Below are 15261 nucleotides of genomic sequence, written 5' to 3'. Positions count from 1 at the left end.
CACCCGATGGTGTCGATGGCGACCCAAGCCGGCGGACGACTCGCGCTTCGGTGTCGACGAGGCGCTCTCGCCATCTGAGCGAACCGCCCGCGAGCCGCGGACGGTAGCCGCCTACGCTCGGGCCCGGTGCGCCACGGGGCCACCGAGTATCGATCGTGGCGTGGGAGGCAGCGTGGCAGCGTCCGAGACCGTCGGGGACTGGATCGCGCTCGTCCACGACCGCTACCCACCGGCGCACGCCGCCTCGTGGGACAACGTGGGGTTGCAGGTCGGCGACCCCGACTGGCCGGTCGCGCGGGTGCTGGTCTGCCTCGACGTGACCGGTGATGTGATCGACGAGGCCGCCACGGTCCCCGGCACGCTGGTGCTCGCCCACCACCCGCTGCTGTTCCGGCCGCTGGCCACGCTCACCCCGGCCACGGCTGCCGGTCGGACCGCGCTGCACGCCGCGACCGCGCGCGTTCCCGTCGTGGCGGCACACACCAACCTCGACGTCGCGCGGGACGGTGCGGGCACCTCCGACCCCGTGGCCGACGTCCTCGGCCTGGTCGATCGGCGCCCGCTGACCACCGAACTGCGGGATGGCGACCGGGTCAAGCTGGTCACCTTCGTCCCGGACGCGCACGTGGACCCGGTGCTCGACGCCCTGGCCGCCGCCGGAGCCGGGACCATCGGCGACTACGAGCGCTGCGCGTTCCGGGTCAGCGGTCAGGGCACCTTCCGGCCCCGCCCGGGGGCCGATCCCTTCAGCGGTCGTGTCGGCGAGGTCGCGATCGAGGACGAGGTGCGCCTGGAGGTCGAGGTGCCCCGACGGCGCGTCGGAGCCGTCGTCCGTGCGCTGTCCTCAGCCCACCCCTACGAGGAGGTCGCCTACGACCTCGTCCCGCTGATCGCGGGCGCGGACGTGGGCTTCGGCGTCGTCGGTGATCTGCCGGAACCAACGCGGCTCGAGGACGTCGCCGCGGCGATCGCGGAGCGGCTGCCGGCGCCGCACCTACGGACCGCAGGTGACCTCGATCGGCTCATCACGACCGTCGCGACCGTCGGTGGCGCGGGGGACGGGTTGATCGGCGCCGCGATCGGGGCGGGGGTCGACCTGTACGTCACCGGCGACCTGCGCCACCACGTGACGCTGGACGCGCTCGAGCAGGGCCTGGCCCTCATCGACGCCGGTCACCACGCGACCGAAGCGGCCGCCCTGCCGGCGTGGATCGAGCGGTTGCGCGAGGCGGCTACGGGACGGTCGCTGACCGCGGCGGTGGTAGCGTCGAAGGTCCGAACCGTCCCCTGGAGTTGACCGTGGCGAGCGACCCCGAGCTCGATCTGCTGCTCGCGCTCCAGCACACCGATCATCGGCTGCGGAAGGTCGAGCACCAGTTCGAGGCCCTCCCCGAGCAGCAGGTCCTCGACGAGGCGATCGAGCAGGCCGGCAAGCTCGAGGCGCAACGCGCCGAGCTGTCCGCCCAGCTCGAGCAGGCCGCCGGTGAGCAACGCACGCTCGAGCGCGACATCGACACACTCAGCCAGCGGCGCGATGCCGAACGGGTGCGGCTCTACGACGGGACGGTGACCAACCAGCGCGAGATGTCCTCGGTCGAGGCCGAGATCGAGACGACGGTCCGACGGCTCGAGGAGCACGAGGAGGACCTCCTCGTGGTCATGGAACGTGTCGACGACATCGAACGCTCGATCGCGGGGATCGACGGTGAGCTCGTCGCGGCCCGCGCGCGGGTGCGGGAGTCCGAGGAGGCACGTGACGCCGCCGCCGGCACCCTCCTCGCCGAACGCGCCGAGCTGCAGGTCGCGCGTGACGGGCAGGCCGGTCAGCTCCCCGCCGACCTCCTGAGCAGCTACGAGGCGGCCGCGGCACGCGGTGGTGGGACCGGGGTCGGCAAGCTCGAAGGGCTGGCCTGCTCGGCCTGCGCCATCGAGATGTCCCGCGCCGACGTCGACGAGCTCTACCACGGCGACACCCTGGCGACCTGCCCGCAGTGCCGCCGGCTGCTGATCGTGCGCTGACCGTCAGGCCTGACCGACCTCGTCGAGTCCGGCGGCCTTGGCCAGCTCCTTGGCGTGCTCAGCGCCCCGCAGGAGGGTGATCGCGTCGTCGCCGTCCTCGGGCCAACGGGCGATGCCGTAGGCGGCGTGCACCTCGAGCGCGTCGCCGTCCGGGAGGGTCACCGTCTCGCGGCCGAGCCGTTCGATGACATCGGCCACGACCGATCGGCAGCGGTGACGATCGTCGCCGACGAGCAGCACGCCGACCTCGTCGCTGCCGAGACGGGATGCCGTCGCCTCGTTGCCGATCGCCCGACGCAGCACGTGGGCGAGGACCCGGACCGCCTCGGTGCCGGTCGGGTGGCCGTAGGTCTCGTTGAGGGTGCGCATGCCGCGGATGTCGGCGAGGAGGACCGCGAACGGCGTGCCCTCCGACCGCAGCCGGTCCACCTCGTCGTAGAAGACCTTGACGTTCAGCAGCCCGGTGACGGCGTCCTCGTTGATGGCCTGCCGGAGCGCCCGGTCACGCTGACGTTCGAGCTGTGCGCCGGCCGTCCCCGCGAGGGCCAGGAAGGGCAGCACGGCGCTGCGGACGAAGAGCCCCGGCACCTCACGCTGTCCGATGCCGTCAACCATATCGAGCCCGAGGTGACCGACCACGGCGACGGCTGCCACCCAGAGCGCGACCCGGGTCCCGGCAGCGGTCCCGGCGACCAGGGCGACCGGTGCGGCCACCCAGGCGGCGTTCTCGTGGAGGACGCCGTGGGCCAGGAAGGACAGCAGGAGCCCACCACCGAGCACCACGACCTGCGCGCTGGTTGAGTCGAGCCGATCGACGAGACGCTCGAGGGTCGTGCGGGTGCGCGTGGCCGCGTTCGGCCGTCCCACGCTGATCCTTTCCTGCCCGCACCCGTGTGCGGGACCTCCGTGTTCAGCCGTCCCATGCGTCGTGGACGACCCCGGAGGACGGTTCGTCGCCGAGCGGTTCACGGACAGCACGCAGCAGCGTGACGACCCGAGCCGGGTCGCGCAAACGGAAGCGCGCGTTGGTGCTCACCGGTTCCTCCGCGATGAGCACCGCCTCGCCACCGAGCGCGAGGGCGACCTCGAAGGCGTCCTCGTCGGTGGTGTCGTCCCCGAGGACCAACGGCACGGTGGGCGGGCGGTCCGGGAGTCCCGTCGCCCGGTCGGCGGCCTGCCCGTCGAGCCAGGTGAGCGCGAGACCCTTGTCGATGCCGCTGACCTTGAGCTCGAGGACCGCCTTCCCACCGAGGAGGACGAACCCGGGTGGGTCGTCGGCAGCGGCGGCCAACACCTCGCGGACGCGGGGCAGCGTGGCGGCGACCTCGGCCTGCGGTACGCGACGGTGGTGCACGGCCAGCGACGTGGACTTGCGTTCGACGAGCCACCCGGTCGCGGTGTCGACGGTGGCCAGCAGGTCGGCCTCGACCCGGTCCAACGTCGCGGTGGCGGCGTCCAGATCGGTCAGGGGCTCGTGGGATCCGTCCGGTCGACGCGCCTCGTTGCCGTGCCCACCGACCAGGAGCAGGTTCGGGGGCACCGTCCCCATCCTGGCCTCGAGATCGTCGAGCGCTCGTCCCGACAGGATCGCCACCTCGCACACCTCGGCGAGGTCGGCGATCGCCTCGATCGCTCCTGGGGCCGGGGTGGCGTCGTCGGGGTGATCGACGATCGGGGCCAGCGTCCCGTCGAAATCGAGCACGATCGTCCAGCGGCGGGGGTCGCCGATCCGTCGGCGCAACGCCTCGAGATCGTCCGGCGGGGCGCCTGCGTCGGTGGCCACCTCAGATCCCCTCGTGCCCACGTTCGATGTCGGCGAGCTCGTCGGACACCCACCGGTAGACGTCACGCTCGCGGACGGCATCGGCCATCGCGTGGATCCGGTGGCGACGATCGTCCTCGTCGAGCTCGAGGGCCGACGCCATCAGGTAGCTCATGCCCTCGACGTCGAAGGGGTTGCAGCGCACGGCGTGCTCGCCGAACTCGAGCATCGCACCGGCGAACTCGCTGAGCAGGAGCACGCCGGTCTCGTTGCCGGCCGCCTGGCAGGTCACGAACTCCTTGGCGACGAGGTTCATGCCGTCCTTCAGCGGGGTGACGCACATGACGTCGGCGAGCCGGTAGTAGGCCGCCAGCTTCTCGCGCGGGACGCCGCGGTAGAGGTAGTGGACGGGCACGTCGTGACCCGGCTCGGTGAAGCGCCCGTTGATGCGCCCGACCTCGGTCTCGACCTCGGTCCGCAGCTCGCGGTACTCCTTCACGTCGTCGCGCGACGGCACGGCGACCTGCACGAAGGCGACCTCGCGGCGCAGCTCCGGGTGACGTTCGAGCATCAGCTCGATCGACTGGAGGCGGTGGCGGATGCCCTTGGTGTAGTCGAGCCGGTCGACGCCGAGCAGCACGCGCCGCCCGGCGAACTGCTGGCGCAGGTCGGCCAGCTCGCGCTCGGTCTCGTCGGAGCGGGCGAGGTCGGCGAACTCGTCCGCGTCGATGGAGATGGGGTGGGCCACGCACCGCACGTGGCGGCCGTCGGGCAGGGCGATGCTGTCACCGAGCGTCGAGACGCCGGGGAACAGCTGCTGCACGGACCGGACGAAGTTGTCGCGGTAGCGGACGGTGTGGAACCCGACGGCGTCCGCGGCGAGCATCCCCTGCAGGATCTGGTCGCGCCACGGGAGGCGCGCGACCAGCTCGGGGGGTGGGAAGGGGATGTGCAGGAAGAACCCGAGCGGGGACGCGGGGGAGGTGCCGCGCAGCAGCTCGGGCAGGAGCATCAGGTGGTAGTCCTGGACCCAGACCAGCGGTGCCTGACCACCGTCCGAGGCCGCCTCGATGGCATCCACCGCGACCTCGGCGAAGGCGCGGTTGACGTCCTGGTAGGAGCGCCACCAGCGGCGGTCGACCACGGGTTCGACCACCAGGTCGTGGAACAGCGGCCAGATCGTGCGGTTGGAGAACCCGTGGTAGTAGCCGTGCACCTGGGATCGGGTGAGCTCGACCGCGTGCAGCGACACGTTCAGCGCATCGACCCGTTCGGGGACGCTGCCGGCGTCGTCGTCGTACCCGACCCACGCACCCCCGACCTCATCGACGACGGGGCTGAGCGCCGTGACCAGGCCTCCGGCGGAGGCGTGCCAGGTCGGCTGACCTCCGGGACCGGGTTCACCCCGGGAGACGGGCAGGCGGTTGGCGACGACGACGAGCGGGCGGCTCATCGGAGCACCTCGGGCGGTCGGTTCTGCGTGGTCACGCGTCCTCCAGATCCTCCGCGAGGGTAGGCGGCGTGCGGGCAGCCTCCGGGACGCCGACGGTGGCCGGACGGGAGCCTGCTCCGGTGGTCGCGCCGGCAGCGCTACCGTCCGCGGGCTCCCGGATCGGGAGCCGACCGAGGGAGCGTCGTGCCGGACGCCACGACCACCGACCCGGACCCGCAGGCCGTCCTCGACGGCCTCCGTCGGCTCGGTACCGAGCTCGCGTTCAACCGGCACCTCGGGGTCGAGGTGCGCGAGGCCACCGTCGGCCGCTGCGTCGTGGCGCTGCCGGCCAACCCGGCGCTCGAGAACCACATCGGCGGAGTGCACGCGATCGCCGAGCTCGCGCCCGTCGAGCTCGCAGGAGCGCTGGCCGCGTCGTCCCGGCTGACCCCGCTGTTCGCCCGCGGCTACGTCCCGGTCGTCGGCCGGCTCGCGACCCGGTTCCGGGCGCCCGCGACGGGGGAGCTGCTGGCGACCGCGGAGGTCGGCGAGGACATCCTCGCCCCGGCGCTGGCGGCCGCCGACGCGGGGGAGCGGCCGAAGGTCGACGTCGAAGTGACGGTCACCGACCCGGACGGCACCGTCGTCAACGTGACCGAGCTGAGGTTCGTCTACCTGCTGATGGGTGTCACGAGGGGTTGACGTCGCGGGCGCGGTGGCCGGGCCAACGCGAATCCAGCTCCCTGTTGACCTCCCGCTCGGGGCAACGTAGCTTCGCTCGCGAGACGTGATTTTGGGGTGCGTCAGGGGGAGCGATCAGGGCGCTTACGGAACCCATCAAGGGCGCGGGGGTACGGTTCATCGCCGTATGCGTTGCAACTCTAGCCTTCTCACTTGCGACGCAGGCGGCGGCTGCGGACTCGTTCGGTACGGGTCCTCCCGATACCGGATGGCTCGCCGACAGTAGCGTCCATACATTCTGCTACGGCAACGGGGCGACCGGGCCGACGCGTCAAGACATCGTCGATTACGCGATGAATGCCCTTGACCTGCAGACGGTTATGGTCGACGCATACGAGTCGGTCTGTGACCCGGCCACGGATGTCGTCTGGCAGTTCGTAACGCTACCGCCTGGCGTTCTCGGCACGTACCACTGCGCCTCTTTTTCGTCCTCGGGTGTGTGCAACCGAGGCATCGTTCGCAACGATCCGGCCCAAACGCGACCCAGTATGGCTCGCCACCGGGCTAACGCATGCCATGAACTCGGGCACTCAGTCGGATTGCGGCATGGGAACAGCAACGACTATCAATGCATGAGAAGTGGGTTCCCACCCGACGACTCACTCTACTACCGGAACTTCCAGCCACACCATGTCTGGCACATAGACAACCACTATTAGACGGGGGACGAACATGGCAGGTGGTAGAGGTTCTCCCTTCGCAGGGATCTCGACGCGCAGGCGATGCCGCGCCACGTCCGTGGTTGCGGCTACGTGGTCGCTCGTCATCGTGGCCACCCTCGTCGGATGCTCGCAGTCGTCGGGTCCGTCGCTCGAACCGGTCGGCAGCGCCGGAGACCTGCGGGCAGCGCTGGCCGCACCCGAGGGGAACTACCGAACGTTCGAGACACCAGGAGAACTCGGCCGCGAAGTCGACGTCGTCGTTCGAGGCACGATCACTGGGATCGCCGAGGGGCGCAGCATCGTCTACGATCCCGAGAACTACCCGGAGGAGAGCCAGTCCCACATGGTCGTGTCCGTGCGTGTGGACGATATCGTCCGAGGGCAACAGGCAGCCGGTGAGACGTCGGAGGTGTACGTCGAGGTGCCGACGTCCGTGGACGTGGACACCGATGCGCTAGCGGACGCCGCGCCGCGTGACGTCCTTCTGTTCCTCGATGAAGTCGATCCTCGAAGCGGCGGAGCGGGCACGCGGGTGTCGGATGTCGACGCCGGTCGACCCGTGGATTCACGGCTGTACGCGCCGTGGCCGGCAGGCTTCCTCTACCTGGACGGTGACCAGGTTGAAGACCTACGCATCGACGTCATCGAACTCGGGCCTGGGTGGTCCGAGCACCGCTCGCTCGACTCACTCGAACGCGCTGCGGCATCGGGTTGACGCGGCAAGGCCTCTCTCGCTCAGGCCTCTGCGTCGTTGGCGGTGGCACGCCGCTATGGGACGTCGCTCGCTCGCGGGTGCCAGCGCGAGGTGGGCCTCCGCACGTTGCGACGTGATGTAGGGCCCGTGCGCCACCCGAGCCTCCTGGATCCCGCCCTGAGCTGAGCATCCCGTACGCTGTGGCGCGTGGGAGGAGCCGGCCAGGCGGCCGCGCGACGCGCCATCCGTGGTGCGCGTGAGGAAAGTCCGGACTCCGTAGGGCAGGGTGCTGGGTAACCCCCAGGCGTGGTGACACGTGGAAAGCGCAACAGAGAGCAGACCGCCCACGGGCTGGCGGCGGACCTCGGTCCGTCACCGGTCCAGGTGAGGGTGAAACGGTGAGGTAAGAGCTCACCAGCACGGCGGGCGACCGTCGTGGCTAGGCAAGCCCCACCCGGAGCAAGGCCGAGCAGGGACAGGGTGGCCCGCCCGTTCATCCCAGGTAGGCCGCAACGAGGCGTCGGGAGACCGGCGTCCCAGACAGATGGTCGCCACCCGCCGCACGGGTAACCAGCGGCGGGGACAGGATCCGGCTTACCGGCCGACTCCTCCCACACCCCGCCCCGACCGATCGGGTCAGCTGTGGATCACGCTGCCTACACCGACATCGTCGCCGAGCAGTCCGCACGGTTCCTGGCCGTGCTGCGACGAGCCGATCCGGACGGCGTGGTCCCGTCCACGCCAGCCTGGACCGTGGCCGATCTCGTCTGGCACCTCGCCGAGGTCCAGTGGTTCTGGGGCGCGATCGTCAGCGACCTGCTTGAGGACGTCGACGCGTTGACCGAACCCGACCGGCCGGAGGGTGCGGCGTTGGTCGACCTCCTCCGGCGCAGCAGCGCGGACCTCGTCGGTGCTCTCCGCGAGCGTGATCCCGCCGACACATGCTGGTCCTGGCACGAGGACGGCCGCAGCGTCGGGTGGGTGGCACGCCGCCAAGCGCACGAGGCGCTGATCCACCGGGTCGATGCGGAGCTGGCCGCCGGCGTGCCCGTGTCGGCGGCGCCGGCCGAGCTCGCCGCCGACGGTGTGGACGAGCTGCTCCGGGTGATGCTGAAGCTGCCCAGCTGGGGGACGTTCACGCCCGACGGCTGCGCCGTGCGCGTGCTGGCGGACGACACTGGCAACCGGTGGCTGGTGCGCTTCGGCCGCTTCACCGGCACATCCCCGAACACCGGGACCACCTACGACGACGACACCGTCGAGGTGGTGGACGCGGTGTCCGACGAGGAGGTCGGGACCACGGTGAGCGGTGACGCGTGGGATCTGGACCGGTGGCTCTGGGGCCGCGGCCCGGCCGACCCGTTGCGGCTCGGCGGTGACGTCAGCGTCGCGCACCGGCTGCGGGCCATCGCCGAGGTCGAGTGATCGTCCCTGCGACCTGTGCACTGCCGGTTACGGTCCGCGCCGAGCACGCCCGTGCCGTGACCCGAGCGGCACGACGACCAGCTCGGCAGCTACCTACAGGTCCTCGGCGATCGACGCCACCGCTGCGCAGCTCGCGGCCGCGCAGTTCCAGCTGCAGCTGTGGTGCCGGCAGGTCATCGCGGCGACCGATGGCTTCGCCGCGGTCATCGCCCCCGTGCTGACGGGCCCATCGCGACCGAACGGGCACTACGAGGGCTGGGACGGCGCTGACGTCTTCGCCGATCAGACTGCCTTCGTCGGGGTGACGCCGTTCGCGAACCTGACCGGCCAGCCGGCGATCAGCCTGCCGCTGCACCACGACGACGAGGTCGGCCCGGTCGGTGTCCAGCTCGTCGGCCGGCCTTGGGACGATGCCGGGCTGTTACGGCTGACTGCCCAGCTCGAGCAGACCGCGCCCTGGCACGACCGGCGTCCACCCGGCTTCGGCTGACGCGCCTGATCGTGAAGCGAGTCGGGGGTCGAACCCCGGGTGGTCGCTTCACGACCGCAGCGGTCACGCGTCCTGGGGCCGGGTCCGGGCGATCCAGCTCGCGAACCCGGGCACCGTGAAGGCCAGCCGACCGCGCGAAGGCGCCCAGCACAGGCCGAGGTCGAGCAGCTCGCGTCGAGCCGGCGAGATCGCCTGGTGGGTCAGGTCGAGGGTGTCGAGGAGCGTGCCGACCTCGACGTCGCCACCCGCCTCGGCGAGCGTGGTGACCAGCGAGGTCGCGCGACCCGACGGCACCCGCGACCAGCGGTCGGCGAAGAACGCGGTCACCCGGTCGTGGACCTCGACGCCGGCCTGCCGGGCGTCGGGGAGCTCGATGCGGTCGGGTGACGCCGCCGCGTCCCAGAGGGCCGCCCCCCACAGCTGCACGAACCACGGGTACCCGCCCGAGGAATCGAGCACCGCGTCCAGGACCAGTTCGTCCACCTCGGCGCCGGCGTGGTCGGCGAACGGCCCGCAGAGCGCCACGGCCGTCGCGGCACGATCGAGCAGCCCGAGGTCGACCCGTTCGAGCCGTTCGGTGTAGGTCTGGCCCTCCTTGAAGACGTGCTCGGCCGCGGAGGGCAGCCCGGACAGCAGCACGCCGAGCGGGTGGGCCTCCTGCGCGGCGCGGTGGGCCGCCCGCAACAGCGGCCGGAGCAGGACGTCCTCGGCCTCGTGCACCTCGTCGACGGTCAGCAGCACCGGTCGCCCGGTCGCCCCCGCGAGCGTGGCGATATCCCCGATGAGCGCCTCCATCCCGGCGACCGCGCTCACCGCGGGCCGCAGCTTCGGCACCCCGCCGGAGGCGTCGATGGCGGCCAGGCGGCTGGCGACGTCACGGTCGAGGTCGAGCAGCAGAGGAGCGGCCTCGTGCAGCAGCGAGCGCCGGACGTTGACCACCTCGGTGTCGTCCCGGTCGGCCTCGACGTGGGCGGTCAGGATCCCGCGCTTGGTGGCCTGCTGACGCACGTAGGCGAGCAGGGCGGTCTTGCCGACGCCGCGCACACCGCGGTAGAGCACGAACGGCGCCGGTCCACGGCGGCTCAGACGGTCGACGACCACCTTGGCCCGCCGAAGCGGCTCGTCGCGGCCGCCGAGCGCGGGTGGTACCAGCCCCATCCCGGGGCGGAAGGGGTTGGCGGCCGGGTCGAGCGCGCCGCTCGGACCGGCGTCGTCCTCGAAGGGGTTCGCCACACCTACCTCGTCGTGTCGGGCGCGGGGCACCCTAGCGAGCCGTGGCGAGGAAGTATAGGAACACTAGCGTTGGAGAGGTCCGGCTCGCGGGAACGTCGGCCGGGGGAGTCAGCCGCGGTCGGCGGCCTGCCCCTCGACCCACACCGTCTTGGCGTTGACGAAACTCTTGATCCCGTAGGGACCGAGCTCGCGGCCGTAGCCCGCGTGCTTGACACCACCGAAGGGGACCCGTGGGTCGGACTTGACCAGCTCGTTGACGAACACGCAGCCGGCCTCGATCCGGGCGGCGACGCGTTCGCCGCGTTCGAGGTCCTCGGTCCAGATGCTGGCGCCGAGCCCGAAGTCGGTGTCGTTGGCCACGGCGATCGCGTGGTCCTCGTCTCGGACACGGAGCACCGCAGCCGCCGGGCCGAAGGTCTCCTCCTTGGCGGCGGTCATCTCCGGGTCGACGTGGTCGAGGACGGTGGGGGCGTAGTAGTAGCCGGGCCGGTCGATCACCTCGCCGCCCGTCAGGAGGGTGGCCCCGCCGTCGACCGTCGCGCGGACCTGCTCGTGGAGTTCGTCGCGCAGGTCCTCGCGGGCGAGCGGGCCGAGGGTGGTGCCCCGATCCATCGGGTCGCCGATGACCGACTCCTCGGTCGCGGCCACGAAGGCCTCGACGAAGGCGTCGGCGACGTCGTCGACCACCACGAACCGCTTGGCGGAGATGCAGGACTGACCGTTGTTGAGCAGCCGCGAATCGCGTGCCACGCGCGCCGCGGTCGCGACGTCGGCGTCGTCGAGCACGAGGAACGGGTCGGATCCGCCGAGCTCGAGCACCGACGGTTTGAGGTGCTCGCCGGCTGCGGCCGCGACCTTGCGCCCCGCGGGGACCGATCCGGTGATCGTGACCGCCCGGACCCGGTCGTCGGCGATGACGTCGGCGACCATCGCCGACCCGATCATCAGGGTCGTGAAGACGCCCTCGGGGGCGCCCGCAGCCCGCATGACGTCCTCGATCGCCAACGCGGTCCCCGGCACGTTCGAGGCGTGCTTGAGCAGGACGGTGTTGCCCGCCATCGTCGCTGGAGCGAGCGCCCGGAACACCTGCCACAACGGGAAGTTCCACGGCATGACGGCCAGCAGCGGACCGAGGGGGTCGAACCGGACGTAGGACCGGTGCGCTTCGGTCTCGATCACGTGGTGGGCGAGGTTGGCCTCGCCGTTGTCCGCCTCGTAGTGGCAGACCGTGACGCACTTGTCGACCTCGGCTTCGGCGCCGGCGATGGTCTTGCCCATCTCCTTGACCATGAGCTCGGCGAGGTCCGACCGGCGCTTCCCGAGCTCGTCGGCCGCGGCGCGCAGCAGGTCGCCGCGCTCGTCGTAGCCCGTCGTTCGCCACCGGACGTAGCCGTCCCACGCGCGGCCGAGGCGCAGGTCCACGGCGGCCTCGTCGTGGGTGTCGTAGGTGGCGATGGTCTCGCCTGTGGACGGATCGACGGCTTCCATGGTCACGGTGGGCTCCTCACGTGTCGCGGGACGCCGGCGGCTCGGCGACGGGACCCGAGCAGACCACACCTCGGGCCGGAGGCGCACCCCTGCGCCGGTACGGTGCCTGCCACCCACCCGCCGTCACCTCCCGCTCCCGAGGTCCCCGCGTGTCCGCCTCCGCACCGCACGCCGACAGTGCCTTCGTGCGCGCCTGCCGCGGTGAGGCACACGACCACGTGCCGGTGTGGTTCATGCGGCAGGCCGGTCGGGCGCTCGCCGAGTACCGCGCCATCCGCGAGCAGCACACCTTCGAGGAGGTCGTGCACACCCCGGACCTGGCCACCGAGGTGACCCTCCAGCCGGTCCAGCGCTACGGCGTCGACGCGGCCATCCTGTTCTCCGACATCGTCACCCCCGTGCAGGCGCTCGGTATCGGACTCACGATCCAGCCCGGTGTCGGTCCCGTCGTCGAACGGCCGTTCCGGACCCCCGGTGACGTCGATCGGCTACGGGACCTCGAGCCCGACAGCGACGTGCCGTACGTGCTCGAGACCGTGTCGCAGCTGGTGGCCGAGCTGGACGTGCCGCTGATCGGCTTCGGTGGGGCCCCGTTCACCCTCGCCAGCTACCTGGTCGAGGGCGGTCCGAGCAAGAGCTACACCCGCACCAAGGCCCTGATGTTCTCCGACGAGCCGACGTGGCGGCGGCTGCTGGACCAGCTCGCCGACATCACGCTGGCGTCGCTCCGGGCGCAGGTTGAGCACGGCGCCGCGGCCGTGCAGCTGTTCGATTCGTGGGCCGGCGCGCTGCACCCGGACGACTACCGCCGTTTCGTGCTGCCCCACAGCCGGCGTGTGCTCGAGGGGCTCGCCGACCTCGGCGTCCCTCGCATCCACTTCGGTGTGGGGACCGGTGAGCTGCTCGGCGCCATGGCCGAGGCGGGGGCGGACGTGGTCGGCGTCGACTGGCGGGTCCCGCTGGAGCAGGCCTGGGACCGGGTGCCGACGGATGTGGCGCTGCAGGGCAACCTCGAACCCGCGCTCGCGCTCGGTCCGACCGAGGCGCTGCTCGAGCGGACCCGCGAGGTGCTGCGGGCCTCGGGCGGACGGGCGCGCTACGTGTTCAACCTCGGCCACGGCGTCCTGCCACCGACCGATCCGGATCAGCTCCGGCGGGTCGTCGAGCTGGTGCACGCCGAGGGCGCGGTCGTCACCGAGCCCGCTCGTGGCTGACCTGACACCTCACGTCGCGGTGGCGGTCCTCGCGGGGGAGCGGGTGGCCGGCCCCCTCGCCGAGCGGACCGGGCACGCGGTGGCCACCGACCCGGCGACCCACGCCGCTGAGGTGGCGCGGCTCAGCGTGGACGCCGACCTCGTCGTCGGTGTGGCGCCGACCCCGTGGCCGCAGCACACGGCCCTGCACGCGGCCACCTCGGTGGAGGTGGCGAAGTACCGCGGCGTGGTGGCGTGGCACGGGCTGCCGCTGCTGCTCGACGCGTTGGCGCAGGCCGCCGCGAACGGTGTCGCCGGCGGTGCGCACCTGTTGGTCACCGCACCGGACCCCGGGCCGGATGCGACGCCAGAGGAGCTGACCTTCCTGCGCGAGGTGACCGAACAGGTCGCAGCCCGCACCGACGCGACCGCCCGGTCGCTGGCGTGGCGCGGGACGTCCCGTACGCCGACGGCGGTCGATGCGCTCACCTCGGTCCTGACCGTCCACGGTCGCCGCGACGTGCTGGAGCTGCCCGTCGCCCCGGGCACGCCGGCCGACCCGCAGCTGCTGGACGTCGCCGCACAGCACGGCGGCCGGCTCACCACGGTCGACCTGCGGGCCGGGTTCGTGGTCGACGCTCTGGCGGCCGTCGTCGCGACGGTCGTCGCACAGGAGCTCTCGTCGGCGGACGCCGCGGAGGTCCCCTCGTGATCGTGGTCGTCGGAGCGGGGCTGACCGGGCTCGCGACCGCGTGGCGGCTGCGGGACGTCGACGACGTGCTGGTGCTCGAGGCCGACGATCGGGTCGGCGGACAGATCCGCACGGTCGACCTGGCCGGTGCCCCCTTCGACGTCGGTGCCGACGCCTTCCTCGTGCGTCAGCCGGAGGCTGAACGTCTGACGCGTGAGCTCGGGTTCGGCGAGGACGAGCTGGTGGCGCCCGCCACCGGTCAGGTGCACCTGTGGGTCCGAGGCGAGCTGCGTCCGCTGCCCGCGGCCACCGTGCTGGGCGTCCCGGCCGACCTCGGCGCGCTGGCTCGGTCGGGGGTGCTGTCCCCGGCGGGGCTCGCCCGCGCCGGTCTCGAACCGATCCTCCCGCGCCGGCAGGTCGTCGGCGATCGGAGCGTGGCCGACCTGATCGGGGAACGGTTCGGTCACGAGGTCGTCGGGACCCTCGTCGAGCCGCTGCTCGGCGGCGTGTACGCCGGTCGGACCGATCGGCTGTCCGCGGCGGCCACGCTGCCACCCGTGTGGGCCGCGGCGCAGCAGCATCGCTCGCTGCTGGCCGGACTCCGCGCCCACCGGCGCGCCGCGGCATCCGCTGGCCCGGTGTTCCGCACCGTCCGTGGTGGTCTGTCCCGGCTGACCGAGCGGCTCGGCGAACAGCTCGGCGACCGCGTCCGGACCGCCAGCCCGGTCGCCGGTGTGCGGCGGGACGGGGACGGGTGGGTCGTCGACGTCGGTGAACGGTCGGTGGTCGCCGACGACGTGGTCCTGGCCGTCCCGGCCCGTCGGGCCGCAGCGCTGCTGGCCGCGGCCGTCCCGGAGGTCGCGGTCGAGCTCGCGCCGATCCGGACCGCCTCGGTCGCCACGGTGGCGCTCGCCTACGCCCGCGATCCGGACGCCCGGCTCCCCGACGGCAGCGGGGTGCTCGTGCCGCCGAGCGAGGGTCGGCTCGTCAAGGCCGTGACGTTCGCGTCCGGGAAGTGGCCCCACCACGCGGAGCGGGACGTCTGGCTGCTGCGTGCCTCGGTCGGGCGCGTGACCCCTGGTGGCTCCGGTGCGGACCCTGCGCTGGCCGTCGACGACGCGACGTTGGCCGACCGCGTCGATGCGGAGGTGCGGTGGGCCACGGGCCTGCCCCGGCCGGCGGTGTCCCGAGTGGTTCAGCGGTGGCCCGATGCCCTCCCGCAGTACGACGTGGGGCACCTCGCCCGCGTCGACCGGATCCGCCACGCGCTGACCGTCCAGGCGCCCGGCCTGCACCTCGCGGGCGCCGCGCTCGACGGGGTGGGGCTCGCCGCTCGCGCCCGCGACGCCGAACGGCTGGCCCACCTCCTCGGCGAGCGTGCAGGCGCCCGCGCGAGACGAGGCACCCGCAGCCAGCGTCGGTGACGCAGCG

At 72.3% G+C, this 15261-nt stretch carries 14 protein-coding genes and 1 other RNA gene; 10 read left to right on the top strand and 5 right to left on the bottom strand.

Features of this window, described 5'->3' with window-relative positions:
* The first annotated feature begins 172 nt into the window (after positions 1-172).
* Positions 173-1297: a Nif3-like dinuclear metal center hexameric protein gene (locus WEB03_RS15475; protein ID WP_368071817.1), complete on the top strand. Its 1125-nt coding sequence runs from the start codon at positions 173-175 to the stop codon at positions 1295-1297.
* Positions 1298-1299: 2 nt separating this feature from the next.
* Complete coding sequence (locus tag WEB03_RS15470) at positions 1300-2019, top strand: zinc ribbon domain-containing protein (protein ID WP_368071816.1); 720 nt, start codon at positions 1300-1302, stop codon at positions 2017-2019.
* Between the two features lie 3 nt (positions 2020-2022).
* Here the strand turns inward: WEB03_RS15470 and WEB03_RS15465 are convergent, their stop codons facing one another.
* The 3 genes from WEB03_RS15465 to WEB03_RS15455 are packed head-to-tail and all read right to left on the bottom strand — an operon-like array spanning position 2023 to position 5234.
* Positions 2023-2886 carry a GGDEF domain-containing protein gene (locus WEB03_RS15465; protein WP_368071815.1) on the bottom strand — a complete coding sequence of 288 codons (864 nt, stop codon included), beginning with the start codon at positions 2884-2886 and terminating at the stop codon, positions 2023-2025.
* Between the two features lie 43 nt (positions 2887-2929).
* A complete protein-coding gene (otsB, locus tag WEB03_RS15460) occupies positions 2930-3802 on the bottom strand; it encodes a trehalose-phosphatase (protein ID WP_368071814.1) in 873 nt (290 codons plus the stop codon).
* A gap of 1 nt (position 3803) precedes the next feature.
* Positions 3804-5234 carry a trehalose-6-phosphate synthase gene (locus tag WEB03_RS15455; protein WP_368071813.1) on the bottom strand — a complete coding sequence of 477 codons (1431 nt, stop codon included), beginning with the start codon at positions 5232-5234 and terminating at the stop codon, positions 3804-3806.
* 183 nt (positions 5235-5417) lie between these two features.
* Between WEB03_RS15455 and WEB03_RS15450 the strand changes: the two genes are divergently transcribed.
* The 5 genes from WEB03_RS15450 to WEB03_RS15430 all read left to right on the top strand — a co-directional run bounded on the left by WEB03_RS15450 (position 5418) and on the right by WEB03_RS15430 (position 9225).
* Entirely contained in the window at positions 5418-5915 is a 498-nt protein-coding gene (locus tag WEB03_RS15450) for a DUF4442 domain-containing protein (RefSeq protein ID WP_368071812.1), read from the top strand.
* A gap of 807 nt (positions 5916-6722) precedes the next feature.
* Positions 6723-7331, top strand: coding sequence for a hypothetical protein (locus tag WEB03_RS15445; RefSeq protein ID WP_368071811.1), 609 nt, complete (start codon positions 6723-6725; stop codon positions 7329-7331).
* A gap of 192 nt (positions 7332-7523) precedes the next feature.
* Positions 7524-7923: RNase P RNA component class A (gene rnpB, locus WEB03_RS15440), an RNA gene on the top strand.
* A 29-nt stretch (positions 7924-7952) separates the two neighbouring features.
* A complete protein-coding gene (locus tag WEB03_RS15435) occupies positions 7953-8735 on the top strand; it encodes a maleylpyruvate isomerase family mycothiol-dependent enzyme (protein ID WP_368071810.1) in 783 nt (260 codons plus the stop codon).
* On the top strand, positions 8620-9225 hold the full coding sequence (locus tag WEB03_RS15430; RefSeq protein WP_368071809.1) for an amidase family protein: 606 nt from the start codon (positions 8620-8622) through the stop codon (positions 9223-9225). The genes WEB03_RS15435 and WEB03_RS15430 overlap by 116 nt, the downstream gene beginning before the upstream one ends.
* A gap of 63 nt (positions 9226-9288) precedes the next feature.
* Here WEB03_RS15430 and WEB03_RS15425 read toward each other — a convergent pair whose 3' ends face one another.
* The gene (locus tag WEB03_RS15425) at positions 9289-10458 is read right to left on the bottom strand and encodes an ATP-binding protein (RefSeq protein ID WP_368071808.1); all 1170 of its coding nucleotides are present in this window, start codon (positions 10456-10458) and stop codon (positions 9289-9291) included.
* A 108-nt stretch (positions 10459-10566) separates the two neighbouring features.
* Positions 10567-11946: an NAD-dependent succinate-semialdehyde dehydrogenase gene (locus tag WEB03_RS15420; protein WP_368071830.1), complete on the bottom strand. Its 1380-nt coding sequence runs from the start codon at positions 11944-11946 to the stop codon at positions 10567-10569.
* A 149-nt stretch (positions 11947-12095) separates the two neighbouring features.
* Between WEB03_RS15420 and hemE the strand changes: the two genes are divergently transcribed.
* From hemE to hemG, 3 genes are read left to right on the top strand one after another with little or no spacing between them, the layout of a single operon-like run.
* A complete protein-coding gene (gene hemE / locus WEB03_RS15415) occupies positions 12096-13160 on the top strand; it encodes a uroporphyrinogen decarboxylase (RefSeq protein ID WP_368071807.1) in 1065 nt (354 codons plus the stop codon).
* Positions 13153-13851 carry a hypothetical protein gene (locus WEB03_RS15410; RefSeq protein WP_368071806.1) on the top strand — a complete coding sequence of 233 codons (699 nt, stop codon included), beginning with the start codon at positions 13153-13155 and terminating at the stop codon, positions 13849-13851. The genes hemE and WEB03_RS15410 overlap by 8 nt, the downstream gene beginning before the upstream one ends.
* Positions 13848-15254 carry a protoporphyrinogen oxidase gene (gene hemG, locus WEB03_RS15405; RefSeq protein ID WP_368071805.1) on the top strand — a complete coding sequence of 469 codons (1407 nt, stop codon included), beginning with the start codon at positions 13848-13850 and terminating at the stop codon, positions 15252-15254. The genes WEB03_RS15410 and hemG overlap by 4 nt, the downstream gene beginning before the upstream one ends.
* Positions 15255-15261 lie beyond the last annotated feature (7 nt).

This window comes from Nitriliruptor sp., assembly GCF_040882075.1.
In the GTDB taxonomy this organism is placed as follows: Bacteria; Actinomycetota; Nitriliruptoria; order Nitriliruptorales; family Nitriliruptoraceae; genus Nitriliruptor.
Note: the sequence above shows the minus strand (reverse complement) of the source record. Positions and strands in the feature narration are given on the sequence as shown.